General features: G+C 65.4%; 19 protein-coding genes and 1 tRNA gene. 14 read left to right on the plus strand and 6 right to left on the minus strand.

Going from position 1 to position 20,177, the window contains the following annotated elements; all coding sequences use genetic code 11:
- Positions 1-72 precede the first annotated feature (72 nt).
- Both JQ633_RS24810 and JQ633_RS24815 read right to left on the minus strand, forming a co-directional pair.
- The gene (locus tag JQ633_RS24810; RefSeq protein ID WP_211987715.1) at positions 73-1,170 is read right to left on the minus strand and encodes a helix-turn-helix transcriptional regulator; all 1,098 of its coding nucleotides are present in this window, start codon (positions 1,168-1,170) and stop codon (positions 73-75) included.
- A 224-nt stretch (positions 1,171-1,394) separates the two neighbouring features.
- A complete protein-coding gene (locus JQ633_RS24815; RefSeq protein WP_211987716.1) occupies positions 1,395-2,042 on the minus strand; it encodes a TetR/AcrR family transcriptional regulator in 648 nt (215 codons plus the stop codon).
- Positions 2,043-2,119: 77 nt separating this feature from the next.
- On the opposite strand from JQ633_RS24815, the gene JQ633_RS24820 reads away from it, so the two are divergent.
- From JQ633_RS24820 to JQ633_RS24830, 3 genes are all read left to right on the plus strand, one after another.
- Positions 2,120-3,628: a flavin-containing monooxygenase gene (locus JQ633_RS24820; RefSeq protein WP_211987717.1), complete on the plus strand. Its 1,509-nt coding sequence runs from the start codon at positions 2,120-2,122 to the stop codon at positions 3,626-3,628.
- Between the two features lie 115 nt (positions 3,629-3,743).
- On the plus strand, positions 3,744-4,538 hold the full coding sequence (locus JQ633_RS24825) for a type III pantothenate kinase (protein ID WP_211987718.1): 795 nt from the start codon (positions 3,744-3,746) through the stop codon (positions 4,536-4,538).
- Between the two features lie 123 nt (positions 4,539-4,661).
- Positions 4,662-4,738: transfer RNA gene (locus JQ633_RS24830), tRNA-Arg, on the plus strand.
- Positions 4,739-4,782: 44 nt separating this feature from the next.
- On the opposite strand, the gene JQ633_RS24835 is transcribed toward JQ633_RS24830, so the two are convergent.
- Complete coding sequence (locus JQ633_RS24835; protein WP_211987719.1) at positions 4,783-5,706, minus strand: LysR family transcriptional regulator; 924 nt, start codon at positions 5,704-5,706, stop codon at positions 4,783-4,785.
- Positions 5,707-5,721: 15 nt separating this feature from the next.
- On the opposite strand from JQ633_RS24835, the gene JQ633_RS24840 reads away from it, so the two are divergent.
- The 5 genes from JQ633_RS24840 to JQ633_RS24860 all read left to right on the plus strand — a co-directional run bounded on the left by JQ633_RS24840 (position 5,722) and on the right by JQ633_RS24860 (position 9,663).
- Positions 5,722-6,072 (plus strand): hypothetical protein, encoded by a 351-nt coding sequence (locus JQ633_RS24840; RefSeq protein WP_211987720.1) that lies wholly within the window; start codon positions 5,722-5,724, stop codon positions 6,070-6,072.
- Entirely contained in the window at positions 6,012-6,611 is a 600-nt protein-coding gene (locus JQ633_RS24845) for a flavin reductase family protein (protein WP_211987721.1), read from the plus strand. The genes JQ633_RS24840 and JQ633_RS24845 overlap by 61 nt, the downstream gene beginning before the upstream one ends.
- Positions 6,612-6,614: 3 nt before the next feature.
- On the plus strand, positions 6,615-7,031 hold the full coding sequence (locus tag JQ633_RS24850) for an ester cyclase (protein ID WP_211987722.1): 417 nt from the start codon (positions 6,615-6,617) through the stop codon (positions 7,029-7,031).
- A gap of 3 nt (positions 7,032-7,034) precedes the next feature.
- A complete protein-coding gene (locus JQ633_RS24855) occupies positions 7,035-8,642 on the plus strand; it encodes a 4-hydroxyphenylacetate 3-hydroxylase family protein (protein ID WP_211987723.1) in 1,608 nt (535 codons plus the stop codon).
- A 178-nt stretch (positions 8,643-8,820) separates the two neighbouring features.
- Entirely contained in the window at positions 8,821-9,663 is an 843-nt protein-coding gene (locus JQ633_RS24860; protein ID WP_211987724.1) for a tetratricopeptide repeat protein, read from the plus strand.
- A 213-nt stretch (positions 9,664-9,876) separates the two neighbouring features.
- On the opposite strand, the gene JQ633_RS24865 is transcribed toward JQ633_RS24860, so the two are convergent.
- Entirely contained in the window at positions 9,877-10,587 is a 711-nt protein-coding gene (locus tag JQ633_RS24865) for a hypothetical protein (RefSeq protein WP_433995690.1), read from the minus strand.
- A 350-nt stretch (positions 10,588-10,937) separates the two neighbouring features.
- On the opposite strand from JQ633_RS24865, the gene JQ633_RS24870 reads away from it, so the two are divergent.
- Positions 10,938-12,476: an aspartate ammonia-lyase gene (locus tag JQ633_RS24870; RefSeq protein WP_211987725.1), complete on the plus strand. Its 1,539-nt coding sequence runs from the start codon at positions 10,938-10,940 to the stop codon at positions 12,474-12,476.
- A 67-nt stretch (positions 12,477-12,543) separates the two neighbouring features.
- On the opposite strand, the gene JQ633_RS24875 is transcribed toward JQ633_RS24870, so the two are convergent.
- Complete coding sequence (locus tag JQ633_RS24875) at positions 12,544-14,379, minus strand: c-type cytochrome (protein ID WP_211987726.1); 1,836 nt, start codon at positions 14,377-14,379, stop codon at positions 12,544-12,546.
- A gap of 243 nt (positions 14,380-14,622) precedes the next feature.
- Between JQ633_RS24875 and JQ633_RS24880 the strand changes: the two genes are divergently transcribed.
- Positions 14,623-15,303 (plus strand): alpha/beta hydrolase family protein, encoded by a 681-nt coding sequence (locus JQ633_RS24880; RefSeq protein WP_211987727.1) that lies wholly within the window; start codon positions 14,623-14,625, stop codon positions 15,301-15,303.
- Between the two features lie 96 nt (positions 15,304-15,399).
- A complete protein-coding gene (locus JQ633_RS24885; RefSeq protein ID WP_211987728.1) occupies positions 15,400-16,131 on the plus strand; it encodes an aspartate/glutamate racemase family protein in 732 nt (243 codons plus the stop codon).
- 130 nt (positions 16,132-16,261) lie between these two features.
- On the opposite strand, the gene JQ633_RS24890 is transcribed toward JQ633_RS24885, so the two are convergent.
- The gene (locus JQ633_RS24890; RefSeq protein ID WP_211987729.1) at positions 16,262-17,041 is read right to left on the minus strand and encodes an SDR family oxidoreductase; all 780 of its coding nucleotides are present in this window, start codon (positions 17,039-17,041) and stop codon (positions 16,262-16,264) included.
- A gap of 171 nt (positions 17,042-17,212) precedes the next feature.
- Between JQ633_RS24890 and JQ633_RS24895 the strand changes: the two genes are divergently transcribed.
- The 3 genes from JQ633_RS24895 (at position 17,213) to JQ633_RS24905 (ending at position 20,168) form a co-directional block, all read left to right on the plus strand.
- The gene (locus JQ633_RS24895) at positions 17,213-18,040 is read left to right on the plus strand and encodes a phytanoyl-CoA dioxygenase family protein (RefSeq protein ID WP_211987730.1); all 828 of its coding nucleotides are present in this window, start codon (positions 17,213-17,215) and stop codon (positions 18,038-18,040) included.
- A 22-nt stretch (positions 18,041-18,062) separates the two neighbouring features.
- Positions 18,063-18,857 (plus strand): acetoacetate decarboxylase family protein, encoded by a 795-nt coding sequence (locus JQ633_RS24900; protein ID WP_211987731.1) that lies wholly within the window; start codon positions 18,063-18,065, stop codon positions 18,855-18,857.
- Positions 18,858-18,926: 69 nt separating this feature from the next.
- Positions 18,927-20,168: an ABC transporter substrate-binding protein gene (locus JQ633_RS24905; protein ID WP_211987732.1), complete on the plus strand. Its 1,242-nt coding sequence runs from the start codon at positions 18,927-18,929 to the stop codon at positions 20,166-20,168.
- Positions 20,169-20,177: the final 9 nt, after the last annotated feature.

Here is a 20,177-nt window from a genome sequence, read left to right on the forward strand (position 1 = left end):
CATCGCTGCAACATTTGACCGATTCTTATGCGCGGTCGCGTGCGCAACTTGCCTACAATTCGTCTCGAATCGTCACTTCACCTTGTGCAGCAGCGCGACAAGTTCCGCCTGCCGGTGCGTGCCGGTCTTCTGGAAGATCGCCTTGAGCTGATTGCGCGCGGTGGACAGCGCAATGCCGGCCTGCATTGCGGTGTCTTCAAGCGAATCGCCGCGCGCAAGCTGTGTCGCGAGACGGATCTGCGCCGGCGTCAGCTCGAATGTCGCGGCAAGCAGCGCCTGATCGAATGCGACATTGCCTTCGAGGTCGCGGATCAACAGGATCGCGCGGGCACCGAGAAATGGCGAGCGTGCCGCGGGCGGCACGCCCTGCACCTGGATCACGATCGGCCGCAGGTCGGCCCTGCGCACCACGATCGGCGCCGACGCCACCGCCAGAAGGTCCGAGCTGTGGTCGAGTTGATCGATCAGTCGCGTCAGGTCGGCATTGGCCTGGCGGTCGCGCAGCGTCAGGCGGTTGTTGCGGATCGCAAGATCGTCGCCGAGGCAGGCTTCGGCGCGGCTGTTCATGCCGATGACGCCGCCGAAGCGGCCGACCGCGATGGCCGCAGTCTGGATCAGATCGAGCGCGCTGGTGATGCCCGACAATGCGGCGCGGCCGACCGCGGTCGACAGCGTCGCGGCTTCGGTGAGGCGCGCCGCCAGCGTCGAGAGCGCCTTGACCTCCTCGGCGTCGAACATGCCTTCCCTCGGCGAGCGCTGGATGGTCAGCGCCCACAAGGCCGGACCGGCGCGGAAGCCGACGGCGGCAAACCATTTCAGCCCGAACTCGCCGAGCGTCGCATAGAGCGGATCGCGCAGCATCTCGGCTTCGGATTCGAACAGGTCGGCGTCGGCGATGACGTTGAAGCCGGCGTGCATCAGCGGCACGCCGCGCGCGGCCCTGATGTCGGTCAGATGCAAGTTGGTTGGAAAATAGGTCTTGGTGAAATACTCGGAGATCGAGTCGGTGCGCGGAATGTCCTCGGTGCGGATATCGCTCTGGAGCATCGCCGCGCCGGTCGCGCCGACGGCGGCGCAGACATCGTCCATCAAGGGCAGCCAGCGCGCAGGATCGAGGACCACATCGCCGAGGCGCGCGGCCACATCGTCAAGCTTGCGCAGGTCGACCAAGGCTCAACCCTTTCGATGCCGGAGCGCGTTTCATCAAGCGAAACAATCAGCCCATTCGTGCGCCCGCTACCATGCTTAAAAAGCCGGTGCGGCCGGATTTGCAAGCAAAATCAATGCCCGTACAAAGACGGGGCACCATAAGAGCCGGTAATTCTGGCGAAATGAGATCGAAACGGCCGGATTAGGGGCCCTGCGGTAAGATAAAGCGCCGGTGGGAGAACCAATCAGCCCGGGATGCCGTGATTTGCGCGCTTCGCGGCGCCGAGCGCCACGCTGCAGAAGCTCGCCGCGGCCGCGACGACCTCCTCGACCGTCTCAGGATATTCGCGCGACACCCAGCGCCGCGCGATCGAGATCACGGCACCGACCATGCCGATCGAGAGCAGGGCCGTTGGACCTTTTCCATTCCGCGTCGAATCGATCGCCGGCGGCACCAGGATCTCGCTGAAGACGCGTCCGGCGTCGAGTGTCATGGCCTCGACTGCCGGGCTGATCCCGGAGATCTCGAGCAGGAAGACGCGCGCGGGCTTGGGATGCTGCTTCAGCCGCGTGAAATACAGCGTCAGCGCGGCGTGTAGCCGCGCCTCGGCATTTTTGCCCGCGGCTTCGGCCGCCGCTTTCATCTCTGCATGCAGGTGATCGACGACATGGGTGTAGGCCGCGATCAGCAGCGCCTCGCTGTTGGCGAATGACTCGTAGAAATAGCGCTCGGTCAGCTCGGCCGCCTCGCAGATCGCCTTCACGGTCGCACTGCGATAGCCGACCTCACCATAGACCTCGACAGCCGCATCGATCAGCTTGAGCCGCCGCTCGGCGCGGCGCTCCTCGGCGTCCAGGCCGCCATAGAGGCGGGCTTTGCGGCTGCTTTCCATGAATCTCTATTGACATGTGGCATTGTCAGATGTCAAGTTATCTGACAAGATAGATTGTCAAAACGGGAGGTGCGGGCGTGTCCAGTCATTTCGACGTGCTGATCGTGGGTGCAGGCCTCTCCGGCATCGGCGCCGGCTATCATCTGCAAAAGAATTGCCCGGACCGCAGCTACGCGATCCTCGAGGGGCGCGATTGCATCGGCGGCACCTGGGACCTGTTCCGCTATCCCGGCATCCGCTCCGACTCCGACATGTACACGCTCGGCTATTCGTTCCGGCCGTGGACTGAGCCGAAGGCGATCGCCGACGGCCCGTCGATCCTGAACTATGTGCGCGAGACCGCGGCGCTCTACGGCATCGACAAGAAGATCCGCTTCAACCATCGCGTCGTCAGCGCCGACTGGTCGACGGCCGAGTCACGCTGGACGGTGATGGTCGAGCGCGGGCCGGAGAAGACGATCGAGCGCCTCACCTGCAACTTCCTCTTCATGTGCAGCGGCTACTACAAGTACGAGCACGGCTACACGCCCGACTTCCCCGGCATCGCCGACTTCGCCGGCCGCGTCGTCCATCCGCAGAAATGGACCGACGACATCGACTACACGGCCAAGAAGGTGGTGGTGATCGGCTCCGGCGCCACCGCGGTGACGCTGGTGCCGGAAATGGCCAAGACTGCCGCGCACGTCACGATGCTGCAGCGTTCGCCGACCTATGTGGTCGCGCGTCCCGACAAGGACAAGATCGCCGACTGGCTGCGCGCGCGGCTGCCGGCCAAGCTCGCCTACGGCATCACCCGCTGGAAGAACGTGCTGTTCGGCATGTATTTCTACCGGCTGTGCAAGCGCAGCCCCGAGCGCGTCAAGAAGCTGATCCTCGGCGGCGTGCGTCACGCGCTCGGTCCGGACTACGACATCGCCACCCATTTTACGCCGCGCTACAATCCGTGGGACCAGCGGCTCTGCCTGGTGCCGAACGGCGATCTGTTCGAATCGCTGCGCAGCGGCAAATCATCCGTCGTCACCGACCAGATCGAGACATTCACGCCTGCCGGCATCAAGCTCAAATCCGGCAACACGCTCGACGCCGACGTCGTGGTGACCGCGACGGGTCTCGATTTGCAAGTGCTCGGCGGGCTCGCCTTCAAGGTCGACGGCGCCCCCGTCGATCTGTCGAAATCCATGAACTACAAGGGGCTGATGTGCAGCGGCGTGCCGAACCTCGCCGCCGCCTTCGGCTACACCAACGCGTCGTGGACGCTGAAATGCGATCTGTCCTGCGAATATGTCTGCCGGCTGCTCAACTACATGAAGGCCAGCGGCTACGCGCAGGTGACGCCGCGGCGCAACGACCCTGATGTCACCGAGATGCCCTGGGTGGATTTCTCCTCGGGTTACATCCAGCGCGCCGTCGACAAATTCCCCAAGCAGGGCTCCCGCCGGCCGTGGCGGCTGTACCAGAACTACGCGCTCGATCTGATGACCCTGCGCTACGGCTCGCTGGCCGACGAGGCGCTCGAATTCCTGCCGCCAGGCAAGGCGGCGAACGCAGCCGGGCCGTCACCGGCACCGGCGCGGCAGGTGGCGTAAGGCGCGTCGCGCCGCACGGCGCGTCGGCGGCGCGAACTGGCGATCAGGCAACGCCTCTGCTATGGCTCGTGATCCGCGTGCTGCGCCGCGGGGTGCATCACATGGGGGCGAGCCGATGCTGCTGGCGATCGAGCAGGGCAACACCAACAGCGTCTTCGCGGTTCATGACGGCGCGAGTTGGGTCGCGCAATGGCGCTCGGCCACCGAGCCGACCCGAACGGCGGACGAATACATCGTCTGGCTGTCGTATCTGATGGCGATGCAGAAGCTCGACGCCGCCGAACTCAATGCCTGCGTGATCTCGAGCGTCGTGCCGCAGTCGATCTTCAATCTGCGCAATTTGTCGCGCCGCTATCTCGGCGTCGAGCCGCTGATCGTCGGCGAGAACATCGAGCTCGGCATCGAGGTGCGGACCTTGAAACCCTCCGAGGTCGGGGCAGACCGCCTGGTCAATGCGCTCGGCGCCCGCGTACTGTATGAGCCGCCCTTGATCATCGTCGACAGCGGCACCGCCATCACGCTCGACGTGATCGGCCGTGACGGCGCCTTCGAGGGCGGCATCATCGCGCCCGGCGTCCACCTCTCGATGGAGGCGCTGCACGCCGCCGCCGCGAAGCTGCCCCGGGTGGCCCTGCAACGGCCGCGGCGTGTCGTCGGCAACGACACCGTCAGCGCCATGCAGTCGGGCGTGTTCTGGGGCCACGTCGCGATGATCGAAGGCATGATCACACGGATCAAGGCCGAGCGGAACGAAGCGATGGCCGTGGTCGCGACCGGCGGCGTCACCTCGCTGTTCCGCGGCGCCACCACCGCGATCGATCATTTCGATCCCGACCTCACCATTCGCGGCCTGCTGGAGATCTACCGGCGCAACGCCGCCATCGGCCATCAACCACCGAAGTCGTCATAATCGATTGTGCTGCGCCGAGGCGCCAACGATCGGTGCAACTTCGCACGCCCGGCGTTCGCGCGGGCTGGCGATCAGGCGGCGTCTCTGCTATGGGATGGCCACGCCCGCACCTCGCGGGTTCGCGGTCCCGTAGCTCAGCCGGATAGAGCGACGGTTTCCTAAACCGTAGGTCGGAAGTTCGAGTCTTCCCGGGATCGCCAATTCCTTCGTTCGCCGGGCCTAGCCGCGCGAAACCCCCATCCCGCTACTCGGCCGAATCCAACTCTTTGGCTATGGCCTTGAGCCGCTCGCGCAGCCACAGGTGCGCGGGGTCGGCGGTGTGCCGCGGGTGCCAGTACATTGCTTCGTGGATATCGGGCACATCAAAGGGCGATTCCACCAGTCGGATGCCGATGGTTGCAATCAGGCGCTTGGCGGCCCGTTCGAGGACGTGGCTGACCAGCTGGGTGCCCTGAATCAGGAAGGGCGCGAGCAGAAAGCTTTCGACCGTCACGTCGATCTGCCGCTGGATGCCGAGATGCGCCAGGTGCTGGTCCGCGAGGTTGAGCTGCCGATCGCGTCCGATGCCGTAGACCAGATGCGGGAGACGGAGAAACTGCTCCTGCGTGATCTTGTCACCCTGCACCAACGAATTGTCGGCGTCCAACGCGCAGAGCCAGCGATCGCTCATCAGCGGGGAAGACGGAAATTCGCTCTCGCCGAACAGTTCGCTCGGCTCGATGACGAGGTCCGCCTGGTTGGCCTGAAGGATTCGAGCCGGATCGCGCGACCGCGGCAGCAGGTGAACCGTGACATTCGGCGCTTCGGCCGCGACCGCACGGACGAACGGGGCAAGCAGCACCAGGGCCGCATAATCGGACGCGCTGATGGAAAATGTTCGCACGTCCGTACCGGGATCGAAGCCGCGCTTCTGCAGCAGCCTGGTTTCGATGCTGTCGAGCGTCTCGCGCAGCGGGACGATCAGCTCCTCGGCGTTGCGCGTCAATGCGAGATCGCGGCCGACGCGGACCAGCAGCGGATCGTGAAACATGTCGCGCAGGCGCGCCAATGCAGCGCTCACCGCGGACTGGCTCAGGCCGATGCGTTCGCCGGCGCGGCTGACGTTGCGTTCGTTGAGCAGCGCATCGAGAACAACCAGCAGGTTCAGATCAACGTTTCGAAGGTTCAAGACAGGCTCCCATCGATGGAGCGGATCGCGGCATTCACATCGCACGGCTCGCTGAAGGCGGCGGCGTTGAGAAGGTCGAAATTCTGCATGCCCGCAGCACAATTGCAATCGGATCGGGATGCGCTGCAGCAAAATGCTGCATCCACGCGGCCGATAGTTCGAATCTCAAATATCGATTGGACGCTCCCGCTGCCGTCCGCCTACCGTTGGATCGTCAACGCACGCAATCAGCGGCGGAACGCAAACAATAGCGAGCAAATCGCAGGCGTGGCGCACATGCGGACCGGCGGACGACGGGAGGATACATGGTCGATCGGGAAGCACGATCTGCGCGGCGCAGCGAACGTCGCGACGACGTCGGACTGACGTCGTGGGAGCTCGATGGCGGCTCCGACGCCGACGTGTTCCGGGCCGCGATGCGCCGCATGGTGGGTGGCGTCACCGTCATCGCCACACGCCACGCGGGGCGGCCGTGGGGAATGACCGTGAGCGCATTCACGCCGGTCTGCATGGATCCGCCGACGCTTTTGGTCTGCGTCAACAGCCGTACCGTGACGGCGTCGGACATTTCGCGCGACGGCCGCTTTGCCGTGAACCTGTTGAGTGAGGCCCAGCTCCACGTTTCGCAGCTCTGCTCCGCCGCCGGTTCGGACAAGTATGTCGATGACCATGTCGTTCCGGCCGCGCTGATCCCGAGCCGGGTCGCGATGCCGATCCTGCGCGATTCCATCGTCAGCTTCGATTGCAGGGTCGCGGAAGTCCGCGTGGTCGGAAGCCACAACATCGTCATCGCGACCATCGAGTCGATCCTCGCGCCCACGGCGCGCGGTCCGCTGCTGTACGGCGAGGGCAAGTATCTCCGCGGCGTCGGGATCGACGACCTCGCCGCTCTCGAAAGGGTTTAACCGATGACGCTGACCGGATTGCCCGAGCTTCTCTACCGGGCCTACAACGATCACGACCCGGATGCGGTCGCCAGGTTGTATGCGGCGGATGCGACCCACGAGGACGTTGCGCAAGGCAAGCCCAAGCGCGGTCCCGGCGAGATCGCAGGCGGGCTGAGCAAATTCTTCAGCTGGTTTCCTGATGCGCATTGGCATGCGCAGGCCCAGATCGCCGATCCGGCCGGATTGGTCGCGATCACTTATCTCATGACCGCAACGCTGAGCGGGCAGATGGGCCCGATCGTTCCGCGCGGCCAGAGAGTGTCACTGCATGGAGTTCACGTCCTTCGCACGGAAGACGGCGTGATCCTGAGCAGCAGAGACTACTGGGACGCAGCCACGTTCCAGCGCCAACTCAACACCCCCCAAACTGGAGATTAGAGCATGAGGTCCGGCAAAGAGTATCTTGCATCCCTGCGCGACGGCCGAAAGGTCTATGTCGGCGGCGAGCTGATCGACGACATCACGACCCATCCGGCAACCAAGGGCTACGCGCACGCGATCGCCGAATACTACGACCTTCATCTCGATCCGAAGAATCAGGACATCGCCACCTTCGTCGACACCGACGGCAAGCGTCAGTCGATGCACTGGTTCCTGCCGCGATCGAAGGAAGACGTTGTCCGCCGCCGCAAGTATTGCGACTTCCTCTGCCGGCATTTCAAGGGCGGCATCTTCACGCGCCCGCCGGCTGGCATGAACGTCGTCATGTTCACCCAGGTCGACGACCAGAAGCCGTGGGCGGAGAATTCCCGCTTCAAGAACGGCAAGCGCGATCTCTCGAAGAACATCCAGCGGCAGTGGGAAGAGGTGACGTCGAAGGACCTCGCGATCTCTCCGATGTTCCTCGACGTGCAGTTCGACCGCGGCCGCGACAACGCGATGGCCGAGACCCCGATGCTGAAGATCGTCGAGGAGCGCGATGACGGCATCCTCGTCAGGGGCTGGAAGGCGATCGGCACGTCGGTGCCGTTCGTGAACCATCTCCTGATCGGCAATCTGTGGCGTCCCGGCCAGACGCCCGAGCAGACCGTCTACGCGCTGGTGCCGATCGCAACCAAGGGCATCTCGGTGGTTGCGCGAAAGTCGAATGCCGAGCCCGACGCCGATCCCTATGATCGGCCGCTCGCCACCATCGGCGACGAACTCGATGCGATGGTGTATTTCGACGACGTGCTGATCCCCTGGAACCAGGTGCAGCACATCGGCAATCCCGATCACGCCAAGTGGTATCCGCAGCGGCAGTTCGACTGGGTGCATCTGGAGACCCAGATCCGTCACTGCGTCCACGCCGAGCTGATGGTCGGGCTTGCGCTGCTGCTCACGCAATCGCTGGGCACGACTTCAAATCCGGTCGTCCAGGCGCAGCTTGCGGAACTGATCCGCTTCCGCGAGACCTGCCGTGCCTTCATGATCGCGGCTGAGGAGACCGGCTTCGCGACGCCCGGCGGGCTCTACAAGCCCAACAACATCTACATCGATTTCGGCCGTGCCTATTATCTCGAGCACCAGCACAAGATGGTCAACACGCTGATCGACTTCTGCGGCCGCGGCGTGGTCATCCAGCCGTCGAAGCGCGAGCTGGAGGATCCTTATATCGGGCCGAAGCTAGCGGAGGCGCTGCGCGGTGCCGAAATCAGCGCCCATGACCGGATCAAGATCTTCCGCCAGATCAGCGAGCGCTTCCTGACCGAGTGGGGCAGCCGGCATGAGATGTTCGAGAAGTTCAACGGCACGCCGCTGTACCTGATCAACCTGCTGACGATGCAGCGCACCGAGTATCAGGTCGACGGCCCGCTGACCGAACTGGCGCGCCAGGTGCTCGGCTTCGGCGACACGGCCGAATTGGGCAAGCGTGCACAGGAGGCCGAGAAAGCCTCGCACTACGCCAGCGTCCGGTTCCAGCCCGAATACGCCAAGGCCCAGGACGTGCATGACGGCTACATCGGTCGTGATGCCGAGAAGAAGCCGGCCCCGGCTGCGGTCAACTGACGTCCGCGCCCCGGGACGGTTCGCTGTCCCGGGGCGTATCGGCCGGAGCTGAGCGCGACCCCGAATGAGGTCGCGCTACCGTCGTGGGGAATCCGTGACATCGCTCATCACGCGACTGTTGTTGGACGGCTGGTGCCGCGGCGGTGATAACGGCCGGACCGCCATCATCACACGCCCCATGCCGAAACCTCCTCCGCCATCCGCGAACCAAACTCCGTCGCCCGCCCTGCAGCGTGCCGCGCTGGCGCTGCAGATGGGGCAATTTGCCGAGGCGGAGCGGATCGCGGCCGAGGTCCTGAAGGCGAGCCGCACCGATGTCGGCGCCGCCTCGCTGCTGGCGCGGGCGCTGCTGGCGCAGAACCGCGCGGCGGAGGCGGTCGCGCCGCTGGAGCGGGCCGTGCGGCGGATCGAGGACCCTGGTCTCGAGACCTTGCTCGGCGCGGCGCTCGGCGGAGCCGGCCGCGGCAGCGAGGCGATCGAGCTGTTGCGCCGGACCACGGCGCGCCGTCCGCCGTTCCTGCCGGCGTTTCAGGAGCTCGCGGGCCAATTGTCCAAGGCGGGCCGCGGCGACGAGGCCATCGCGGTAATCGAAAGCGCGCTCGGCTTCGCGCCAGACGTGGTCGCGCTGCAGCTCGATTTGGCGCGGCTGCTGCTCCAGCGGGGCGAGCGCGGTCCGGCGCGGGCGATCCTCGAAATGGCGCGCGCGGCCGCGCCGGATCATCCCGATATTCTGACGGTGCTGGCGCGCGTACTGCTGCTCGACGGCGACTACGCCGCGGCCGCGGACCTCTATCGCCGGGTGCTGGCGCAGCGTCCGGGCGATGTCGCCACCCGCGCCGATTTTTCCGCGTGCCTGCTCGAAATGGGCGAACGCGAGACCGGCGAGGCCAATCTGCGCCAGGCGATGCGCGGCCGGCCGCAGATGATCGGCCGCGCCACCTACGCGCTGGCGCAATCCTCGCACGGCCGCTTCTTCCTCCGCCCGAGCGCGCTGGCGAAATTCCTGAGCGAGCCGGGCTAGATCGGCGTAGCGCGGCACCTGTTTCCGGGTCGCGCGTCCGAAGCTGCCTCCACACCCTCACTATCATCGCCCGGCTCGACCGGGCGATCCAGTACGCCGCGGCCTCTCGGCTCAAGCACTGCTGCCTCTGGAATACTGGATCACCCGGTCAAGCCGGGTGATGACACCGCATGCGCTGCTTGCATTGTGCCCGCCGGCTGGCGAAACGCGCCGCTACGTCCGGAATTGCCGCCGGTACAGCCCGGGCTCGCGGCTGATCTTCTTCGTCAGCGCCTGCACCTGCTGCGTTTCCTGCGGCGTCATCGCCGCGGTGCGGGCGGCCCAATTGTCGCGCTTCACCGGGATGCATTGTGCGACCGGCGTGCCCCTGGGCAGCACGCCGTTGAAGCTGGTGTCGTGCCAGCGCGCCGGGAAGTGAATCCAGCTGTCGTGGAACAGGTCGCAATCGACGAGGCCGCTCAGCGTGGTGAACGGCAGGTCGAAGCGATTGACCGGATGCGTGAAGAACAGCGAGTAGCCCGCCGGTGCCTCGATGCTCCACAGATTGTGAAACTTGATCACGAAGCGGTCGGCCTCGAACAGCGGCGTGCCGGTCACCTGGCTGCCGTCATGGAAGCCGATCGGCGAGCGCGGGAAGTCGAGCTCGCCGGTGGGAAGATCGTTGTCCCAGGTGATCGCGCCGTTCTCGACCTTGAGGTCGCAGATCAGCGGCAGCAGGAAGCCCGAAGTCATGGCGTCGACGAAAGGCGGGCAGCGCTTGACGGTGTCCTCGTCGCGCATGTTGACCGCATTGAACGCCTGGGTCGGCATTGCCTTGAGCCAGCCGGGCAGGCCGAGACTCGCCGGCACCGGCGGCGGGATCCTGCCGTCGAGCTCCGCCGGACAGCGGAAGGTGAGGGTCAAGGCATCGGGAGTCGTGAGCACGATGTATCTGTTCTCGTTGCCTGTTCGGTACGTCTGCGCGTCTCCCGCTGTTAATCGATCCGGGACGCGCCGCCTCGTCACAAACGCGTGCGTGACCGCGTGAGAAATGTTTAGAAACAATTGCTTAGTCGGCATTCGCAAGACGGAGCCGCGTCACGCGCCGCCATCACGGCAGCACCGCGCCGATGCTTCGCAACTGCGCACGATAACACTCTCTCCGTAGTGTCGTCTCCAACAAATCCACGCAAAACGCCCCGATGGCGCCATGGACGGCATTGGCATTGATCCATCGCCGGAGGCATCATGCCCAGCACGGCAGAGTATTCTGCAGCAGCCAACGGAGTGCAGCGATGGCCGATTCCCGGGTTGAGACCACGAGCACCGCAGGTGCCGCGCCGCCGTCCGGCGAGGGCTCGAGCCCGAGCGAACTTGCGGTCGCGACCGTCCGCACCGTGCCGATCGAGCAGGCGCAGTCGCGCACCGAGCACGATCTGCTCGGCGAGGACGAGGTGCCTGTCAATGCGCTGTGGGGCATCCACACCAAGCGCGCGGTGGTGAATTTTCCGATCACCGGCGTGCCGGTCGGTCACTTCCCGGAATTCGTCCGCGCGCTGGCGCTGGTCAAGCAGGCCGCGGCGCGCGCCAACAAGCGGCTCGGCTACCTTTCGCCCGAGAAGGCCAGTGCGATCGAGGCGGCCTGCGTCCAGGTTGCGACCGAGAAGGTCTATGCCGAGTCCTTCGTCGTGGACGCGATCCAGGGCGGCGCCGGCACCTCGACCAACATGAACGCCAACGAGGTGATCGCCAATGTCGCGCTGAGGCTGATGGGCCGCAAGCCGGGCGATTACCACGCGCTGCATCCGAACGACGACGTCAACATGGCGCAGTCAACCAACGACGCCTATCCGACCGCGCTGCGGCTTGCCGTGATCTTCGCCACCCAGCCGCTGGTGCGTGCGCTGGACGATCTCGCCTACGCCTTCAAGGGCAAGGCGGTGGAGTTCGCCGACGTGTTGAAGATGGGCCGCACCCAGTTGCAGGACGCGGTGCCGATGACGCTCGGCCAGGAGTTCGACGCCTTCCACGTCACCGTGAAGGAGGACGTCGCGCGGCTCAACGAGATCTCGGCGCTGTTCCGCGAGGTCAATCTCGGCGCCACCGCGATCGGCACCGGCATCAATGCCGATCCGCGCTATGCCGCGCTCGCCGTCGAGGAATTGTCGCGGCTGTCGGGCCAGCCGATGGTGCTGGCCTCGAACCTGATCGAGGCGACCTCCGACCTCGGCGCCTTCGTACTGTTTTCCGGCGTGCTCAAGCGCGTCGCGGTCAAGCTGTCGAAGATCTGCAACGACCTGCGGCTGCTATCGTCGGGGCCGCGCACCGGCATCGGCGAGATCCGTCTGCCGGCGGTGCAGGCCGGCTCCTCGATCATGCCGGGCAAGGTCAATCCCGTGATCCCCGAGGTGGTCAACCAGGTCGCGTTTCTCGTCATCGGGCACGATCTCACGGTGACGATGTGCGCGGAGGGCGGGCAGTTGCAGCTCAACGCCTTCGAGCCGACCATCGGTTACTGCGTATTGAGCTCGCTGCGGATGCTCACCGCGGCGGTCGACACGCTGACCCGGCGCTGCGTCGAGGGTATCGAGGCCGACCGCGAACGCTGCCGCAGCCTGGTGCAGGGCTCGATCGGCCTGATCACGGCGCTGGCGCCGTCGCTCGGCTATGAAGCGAGCTCCCGCGTCGCGCGCCGCGCGCTGAAGGAGAACCGCTCGGTCGCCGAGATCGTGCTGGAGGAGAAGCTGCTCACCGAGGAGCAGCTCAACCAGCTGCTCGAGCTCGAAGCCATGACGCGCCCGGCGCGGCGGCAAGGGCCCGCGCCGAAGGGGTGAGGTCTGATCAAGCACATCGCTGGTCATGGCCGGGACAAGCCCAGGCCATGACGGGAACTGGGTCTGCCTACAGCGTCTTGATGAACTCGATCAGGGCGCGCCGCTCGTCTTCCTTCAGCTCCGGCCCGATCACGCCGCGGCGCTTCTCGTTCGAGAACTCGTGGCCGGAGTTGGAGTTGCCGTGCCTGGAGGTGTCGAGCAGGAAACTGTTCTTGATGTTGTCCTTCCAGACATAGCCGAGATCCTTGGCGTCATATTCCCGGTTGCCCAGATAGAACGTCGCCGGCCGCTCCTTCACCGGTGACAGCAGCGCGTAGATCGTCGGCACCGAGCCGTTGTGCAGGTAAGGCGGCGTCGCCCAGATGCCGTTGAGCGGGCGGACCTTGTAGGCGAGCGGCGCCTGGATCTCGTTCGGCCGGTAGCCGTCGATGCGCTTGCGGTCCTCGGGCGGGGTCTTGTTCTGGTCGTACCAGTAGTTGACGGTCTTCTCGACCAGCTCGCCCAGCGCCGGCCCAAAGGAGCTATCCTTGATCTTCAGATTGGCCGGCGTCTCCACCGTGCGGTTGGCAAGGCCCTCGGCCTGCGCGCTGTCGGTGCCGATATGGCTGATCGGGATCATCTCGACGTCGAGCAGCGGCTGGCCGGCGTCGTTCTTGATCCAGCGCTTCTGCTCCTTGAACAGCGCATAGGCCTCGCTCGCCGGCAGCGCCTTGCTGTCGATCGCGGGACCATGACACTCCTGACAGTGCGCCTTGTAGAGCTCGGCGCCCTTCTTCGCGAGATCCATGTTGATCGCCGGCAGGATGTTCTCCGGCCATTTCGGCGACTTCAGCCCGCCAAAGCCCTTGTCCTCGCTCGGCGGCTCGCCGGCGATCATCCGCTCCATCTCGTGCAGCACGTCGACCCGCGCGCTCGACTTGAACAGGCCCTTGGACTCGTCGAGCAGATTGAGCTCGGCGCTGACACCGAGCGCCTCGCCGGCATTGCGCACCATCGGCTGCATGATCGAGCCGTCATACTGCACCCAGCTGAACCACGGCGCATTCCAGATCCGCGGGAAATGCACCGGCGCCGAATGCGAGGCGTAGTTGTTCGGATTGTTGAGGTCGATCGAGAACACCTGGTTGCCGATCCGGTTGAGCGCGTCGAGCCGGGCATAGCCTTCCTCGACACTGTTGGCGGCGACCTTGTTCTCCAGCGCGTTGATGTTGGCGTACTGCTTCAGCACCAGGTCGAGCTGGCCGCGCAGCGCCATGCGCTCGTCGAGGCTGGCGTCCTTGCCGAGGACCTCCTCGGCGAAGCGCGAGAAGCGGCCCGGCCAGAATCGGGTCAGCAGCAGCGACAGGCCGACGCTCTTCTGAAACTCGAACAGATTGGTGTTGGCGGGCCCACCGTCGATCACGATCTCGGTGCCGCGATAGTTGAAGCTGCCGGTGTGGCAGGCCGCGCAGGTCAGCCCGACCCCGGTCATGTCGGCTTTAGTGTGCGGGTTGCGGAACGGCGCGCCGTTGGCATCCGCCATCGGTCCGCCCTGTGCAAAGCCGATCGGCAGCGGATCCGGCTTGCCCGGGATCACGGTGTCGGGAATGAAGCCGAAGCGGCCGAGATAATTCGTCTCGGAGAGACGCGGCGCGGCGGTGAACGGCGGCCAGATCGTCGGCTGCTCCAGCACCATGAACCATTCATGGGGAATACCGAATGTCCGGGTGCCTTGGTCGGCGTGGTAGAACCAGCGCAGCCGCTCGGCGCTGACGCTCTGGTCGAGCCACACGGTCTTTGCCGGCGGCTGGTACGCGACGGCCTTGACGTGGAAGCTGCTCGCCAGCGTTTCGATATCGTCCTTGAAGTAGAGCAGGCCTGCGACAAGCGCCAGCCCGATGATAACGATCGTCTTGCGAGGCATGCCGTCCCCCAGTTCGCGGTCACCGCGCGTCATATGGCCGAGGTATTAAGAATCGCCAAACTTCTGTTCGCGCTATGCGTGTATCGTGCTGTGCGCCATCCTACAGTAGCGGCGCTTTGTCTACCAATGGAAATGTTGAATCGCTGTGAGCCAGTTCACTTTTCGCGCGGCCGGCCGTGGCGTCATTTGCGCACATCGCGGCCGGCGGCTAGAACGACGAAGCAATTCTTCGCGAGGCACCGCGTGAACGCTTCCGTCGCGCAATCGCTTACCATCGCCGTGTCGGACAGCAGTACGGTCTCGGCGCTGCTGCTGCGTCCCACGGAGGCGCGCGCCGTCTATGTCTTCGCCCATGGCGCGGGGGCCGGCATGACGCATCCGTCGATGGCGGCAATCGCGGATGGTTTGGCCGCACGCGGCATCGCGACGCTGCGCTATCAATTCCCCTATATGGAGAACGCCAGCAAGCGGCCCGATCCGCCGGCGATCGCGCAGGCGGCGGTGCGCGCTGCGGTGGCGGAGGCGGCGCAGCGTTGCGGCGATCTGCCGCTGTTCGCCGGCGGCAAGTCTTTCGGCGGTCGCATGACGTCGCAGGCGCAGGCCAAGGCGCCGCTCGCCGGCGTGCGCGGCCTGGTGTTTCTCGGCTTTCCGCTGCATCCGGCCGGGAAGCCGTCGAGCGATCGCGCGAAGCATCTCGGCGACGTCAAGATCCCGATGCTGTTCCTGCAGGGCACGCGCGATGCGCTGGCGGAGCTCGACCTGCTGCAGCCCGTGGTGAAGGGGCTCGGCGCGCGCGCGACGCTGCATCTGGCGAAGGAGGCCGATCACTCCTTCCACGTGCTCAAGCGCTCCGGCCGCAACGATGCCGAGGTGATGACCGAGGTGCTCGATGCGTTCGCTGGCTGGGTAGTGAAGCTCCTGTAGCCCGGATGAAGCGAAGCGCAATCCGGGATTGGTCGTTCCGCCTGCGACACTGGTCCCGGATTGCGCTGCGCTCCATCCGGGCTACAAATCTCCACCATGACAAAGATCCTGATCGTCAATCCCAACACCACTGCCTCAATGACCGCGACCATAGCCGCCGCGGCGCAGGCGGTGGCCGCGCCGGGCACCGAGATATCAGCCGTCACCTCATCGATGGGACCAGCCTCGATCGAAGGCTTCTATGACGAGGCGTTCGCCGTTCCCGGCCTGATCGAGGCGCTGCTGAATGGGCCCGACGCGGATGCCGGCATCATCGCCTGTTTCGACGACACCGGGCTCGACGCGGCGCGATCCGCCGCACGCTTCCCGGTGGTCGGCATCTGCGAGGCGGCGCTGGTTACGGCGGGACAGATCGCCAAGCGGATCGGCATCGTCACCACGCTGCCGCGCTCGATCGTGCCGCTCGAGGACCTGGTCCGCCGCTACGGCTTCGCCGACCGCGCCGTGGTCACCGCCTGCGACGTGGCGGTGCTGGATATCGAGAAGCCGGGCTCGGGGGCGAAGGCAAAGCTGCAGGCCGAGATCGCGCGGGCGCTGGACAAGGGCGCCGATGCCATCGTGCTGGGCTGCGCCGGCATGGCCGATCTCGCGCACGAGCTCTCGGTACAGTTCGGCGTGCCCGTGGTCGACGGGGTAGCCGCCGCGGTCAAGCAGGTCGAGGCGCTCGCCGGTCTCAAGCTGACGACATCGCGCCGCGGCGCCTATGCCTCGCCGGTGGCGAAGGCCTATTCCGGCTTGCTGCAAAAATTTGCGCCGAAGGAAGCTTGATGCGACCTTCGTAGCCCGGATGAAGCGAAGCGTAATCCGGGACAGTTCATCCGCGGTTACAGTGGCCCCGGATTTCGCTTCGCTGCATCCGGGCTACGCACTGTCGCTCCTCGCAATGACGGTCGAGTCCTTACGACACCGGCCCGCCATAGATCTTGTCGCGCAGGCGGCGCATGCCCGACAGCCAGCGGTCGCGATTGGTGGCCTTGCGCTGCATGTACTCCTGCACCTGCGGATGCGAGAGGATCAGGAAGCGTTCTTCGCCCATCGCCTCGATCACCATGCGCGCGACCTCCGCCGGCTGCAGCACGCCGTCGACGCGCGCGGCGCTCGGGCCCGGCGTCGTCATACCGGTCTGCACCGATTGCGGACACAGCACCGAGACGCGGATGCCGCGATCGCCGTACTGGATGGCGAGGTGCTCGGCGAGCGCGACAGCCGCGTTCTTCGTCACGCCATAGGCCATCGAGTTCAGTGACGCCAAGAGGCCGGCGGCCGAGGCGGTGTTGAGCAGGTAGCCGGAACCGCGCGCGAGCATGCCGGGCACCAGCGCCCGCGCCGCGAACACGTGGCTCATCACATGCACCCGCCAGCTGACGTCCCAGTCGGCGTCCGACGCGCTCTCCTGTCCCTTGCGCGACAGCCCGGCGTTGGAGAAGAACACGTCGACCGGGCCGTATTTGTCCTCGGCGGCGGCGATCAGCGCCTTGACGTCCTCTTCGAGCCCGACGTCGGCAGTGACCGCGAGCCCGTCGATGTCGCCCGCGACGTTGGCGAGCCGGTCACGCGAGGTCTTGAGGTCCGCAACCACGACGCCCCGTGCGCCGGCCTCGGCATAGGCCCGTGCCACCGCTTCGCCGATCCCGCTGGCGCCGCCGGTGACGACGCACACTTTGTTCCTGACCTGCATGATCGGCCTTCCAAGTTCCGGGAATGATCGGGGCCATTGTCGCGGCCCGGCAACCGGCAGGCAACCGCTTTTCAAACTGACGGAACCCGGCGGACACGGCTTGACTCAGCCCGTTAGTTTCGATTTCATATATGCAATCAAATAATCATATATAAAATAATGAGGAGCCCCATGGGACGTCTTTCCGAAGCGGCGGTCGCGCACTACCAGGACCACGGCTACTACGCGCCGATCCCCGCGCTGTCGGGTGACGAGACCGCAGCCGTTCGCAGCAAGCTCGAAGCCCATGAAGCCGCGCACGGCGTGCTGAAGGGGACGATGCGCCACAAGAGCCATCTGCTGTTCACCTGGCTCGACGACCTGGTCCGTCACCCCGCGATCCTCGATGCCGTGGAGGGCGTGATCGGCCCGAATATCCTGTGCTGGAGCAGCACCTTTTTCATCAAGGAAGCGCACGACCCCGGTTTCGTCTCCTGGCACCAGGATTCAACCTATTGGGGCCTGGATCCGGCCGACATCGTCACCGCATGGGTCGCGCTCTCGGAGAGCACGGCGGAGAATGGCGCGATGCGCGTCATTCCCGACACGCAGAAGCTCGAACAGATCGCGCATCGCGACACCTTCGCCGCCGACAATCTCCTGACCCGCGGGCAGGAGATCGCGGTCGACGTCGACGAGCGCCAGGCCGTGATGCTGCAGCTGCAGCCGGGCGAGATGTCGTTGCACCATGTGCGCCTGATCCATGGCTCGGACCCGAATCCGTCCGCCAAGCGCCGGATCGGCTTTGCGATCCGCTATCTGCCGACCCACGTCCGGCAGATCGTCGGCACCCGCGACAGCGCGACGCTGGTCCGTGGCGTCGACCAGCTCGGCAATTTCGAGCCGGAATACCGGCCCGAGCGCGACCTGTCCGAAGCCGCCGTCGCCTTCCACGCCCACGTCATGGGCGATCAGCAGCAGGTGCTGATGAAGAACGCGCAAACCGCCGTGCTGCGGTGAGCATCCAACAGAGAAGAGTGTGATGTCCGATCTCGATGACGCGAAGCGCCGCATGTTCGGCGACTATCACCTGAAGCCGAACAGCGGCGTGAACCCGCCCTATTCGCCGGCCTATCCGGTCGAATGGGGCTGCACGCTTCGTACCGTCGAGATCATGACGCGGGTCGCGCCCGGAAAGGTCGCGCGCCTGCTTGCCGAGACGCCGTTCGAGATCGCCAGCGATCGCGTCGCCTTCCGCTTCATGGTGTCGCCCGGACATTCGCTGGCGGTGCATGCCGGTCAGATGTTCGACCTGATGATCACAGTGCCGGTTCGCTACAAGGACCTGTTCACCGAAACGCATATCTACATGTATTGCAGCGACCCGATGGGAATCTGCGCCGGGCGCGAGGTGTTCGGCTACACCAAGAAGGACACGCACTACGCCTTCGATGAGCGGCCGGACGGCTCGATCTCGGGCTGGGTCAGGCGCCGCGGGATTCCGCTGGCCGATTTCAGCTTCACGCCGGATGCCGCTGCGCCGGTGATCCGCATCGTCGATGGCGTCGAGCAGCCCGGCGGTGAAATCCACGTCCGCCGGCTGCCGCACCCCGAGCGGCTGGAGACGGCCTATGCCGACATCGCCTATCGCCGCACGCCGCTGAAATACTCCGCACCGGTGCCGGGACGTGCCGCGATGACCCTGCATCACAGTGAATACGACCCGATCGCCGATCTCGAGCCGGAGATCCTCGGCGCGCATTTCATGGTCTCGGAGGTCTATGGCGGCGGCTTCGAGGTCGAGGACAGGCGCTTGATCGAGCGTCTCATTCCCTAGCCGAAGCGGGGACAGGAACTGTCGCACCGGCCGAAAAAGAATGCCGGGCGAAACTCAGGAGGAGCGTCGATGGAAAGGTCTTTTGCATTCAGCCGCCGGCGCTTGCTCGCCGGCGCCGCCGGGCTGGCACTCGGCATCAGCGGTGTCGCGGCACAGGCCGACGACAAGACCCCGCTGCGATTGGGCGTGCTCACGGACATGTCGAGCCTCTATGCCGATGTGACCGGTCCGGGTTCGGTCGTCGCAGCCAAGATGGCGGTCGAGGATTTCCAGGCGGCGTCGCCGAAAATGAAGCGGCCGATCGAGGTGCTGACCGGCGACCACACCAACAAGGCCGATCTCGGTGCCAACATCGCGCGCGAATGGATCGACCGCAGCAATGTCGATGCCATCATCGACGTGCCGAATTCGGCCGTCGCGCTCGCCGTGCGCAACGTGGTGCAGCAGAACAACAAGGCGCTGATCGTGTCCGGCGCCTCGTCGTCCGACCTCACCGGCAAGGCCTGCTCGCCCAACCTCGTGCACTGGAGCTACGATACCTACGCGCTGTCGTCGGGCACCGCGCGGGCGGTGGTCGCGGCCGGCGGCAAGACCTGGTTCACGCTGACCGCCGACTATGCCTTCGGCCATGCCATGGAGGCCGAGGTCAAGAACGTGGTCTCCAAGCTCGGCGGCTCGGTGGTCGGCGGCGTTCGCACCCCGATCAACACGCAGGACTTCTCGTCCTTCCTGCTGCAGGCGCAGTCCTCGAAAGCCCAGATCATCGGCCTGATCAACGCCGGCGGCGACACCATCAACTCGATCAAGCAGTCGGTCGAGTTCGGCATCCCGCAGGGTGGCCAGCGCGTGGTGGCCACGGTGCTGTATCTCAGCGACGTGCATGCGCTTGGCCTCAAGGTCGCGCAGGGTCTGCAATTCACCGAAGCGTTCTACTGGGACATGAATGACGAGACGCGGGCCTGGGCCAAGCGCTTCGCGCCGCGCAACAACGGCCGTTATCCGACCGCGATGCAGGCCGGCGTCTATGCGGCGACGCTGCATTATCTCAAGGCCGCCGATGCACTGGGTAGCACCTCGGACGGCAAGGCCGTCGTGCAGGAAATGAAGAAGCTGCCGACCGACGATCCGCTGTTCGGCAAGGGCAGCATTCGCGCCGACGGCCGCAAGCTGCACAACATGTACCTGTTCGAGGTCAAGAAGCCCGAGGAGTCCAAGTACCCTTGGGATTACTACAGGCTGATCAAGACCATTCCGGCGAGTGAAGCCTTCAGACCGCTCGAAGAGGGCGGCTGCGATTTCCTGAAGTCGTGATGGTCGAGG

The organism is Bradyrhizobium tropiciagri (genome assembly GCF_018130505.1).
Lineage (GTDB): Bacteria > Pseudomonadota > Alphaproteobacteria > Rhizobiales > Xanthobacteraceae > Bradyrhizobium > Bradyrhizobium tropiciagri_B.

Bases quoted from the DNA above. Each gene is read 5' to 3' on its own strand.
- JQ633_RS24815 (WP_211987716.1), bottom strand. From the start codon at position 2,042: ATGGAAAGCAGCCGCAAAGCCCGCCTCTATGGCGGCCTGGACGCCGAG.
- JQ633_RS24825 (WP_211987718.1), top strand. From the start codon at position 3,744: ATGCTGCTGGCGATCGAGCAGGGCAACACCAACAGCGTCTTCGCGGTT.
- JQ633_RS24840 (WP_211987720.1), top strand. From the start codon at position 5,722: ATGGAGCGGATCGCGGCATTCACATCGCACGGCTCGCTGAAGGCGGCG.
- JQ633_RS24845 (WP_211987721.1), top strand. From the start codon at position 6,012: ATGGTCGATCGGGAAGCACGATCTGCGCGGCGCAGCGAACGTCGCGAC.
- JQ633_RS24850 (WP_211987722.1), top strand. From the start codon at position 6,615: ATGACGCTGACCGGATTGCCCGAGCTTCTCTACCGGGCCTACAACGAT.
- JQ633_RS24855 (WP_211987723.1), top strand. From the start codon at position 7,035: ATGAGGTCCGGCAAAGAGTATCTTGCATCCCTGCGCGACGGCCGAAAG.
- JQ633_RS24860 (WP_211987724.1), top strand. From the start codon at position 8,821: ATGCCGAAACCTCCTCCGCCATCCGCGAACCAAACTCCGTCGCCCGCC.
- JQ633_RS24870 (WP_211987725.1), top strand. From the start codon at position 10,938: ATGGCCGATTCCCGGGTTGAGACCACGAGCACCGCAGGTGCCGCGCCG.
- JQ633_RS24875 (WP_211987726.1), bottom strand. From the start codon at position 14,379: ATGCCTCGCAAGACGATCGTTATCATCGGGCTGGCGCTTGTCGCAGGC.
- JQ633_RS24885 (WP_211987728.1), top strand. From the start codon at position 15,400: ATGACAAAGATCCTGATCGTCAATCCCAACACCACTGCCTCAATGACC.
- JQ633_RS24890 (WP_211987729.1), bottom strand. From the start codon at position 17,041: ATGCAGGTCAGGAACAAAGTGTGCGTCGTCACCGGCGGCGCCAGCGGG.
- JQ633_RS24895 (WP_211987730.1), top strand. From the start codon at position 17,213: ATGGGACGTCTTTCCGAAGCGGCGGTCGCGCACTACCAGGACCACGGC.
- JQ633_RS24900 (WP_211987731.1), top strand. From the start codon at position 18,063: ATGTCCGATCTCGATGACGCGAAGCGCCGCATGTTCGGCGACTATCAC.
- JQ633_RS24905 (WP_211987732.1), top strand. From the start codon at position 18,927: ATGGAAAGGTCTTTTGCATTCAGCCGCCGGCGCTTGCTCGCCGGCGCC.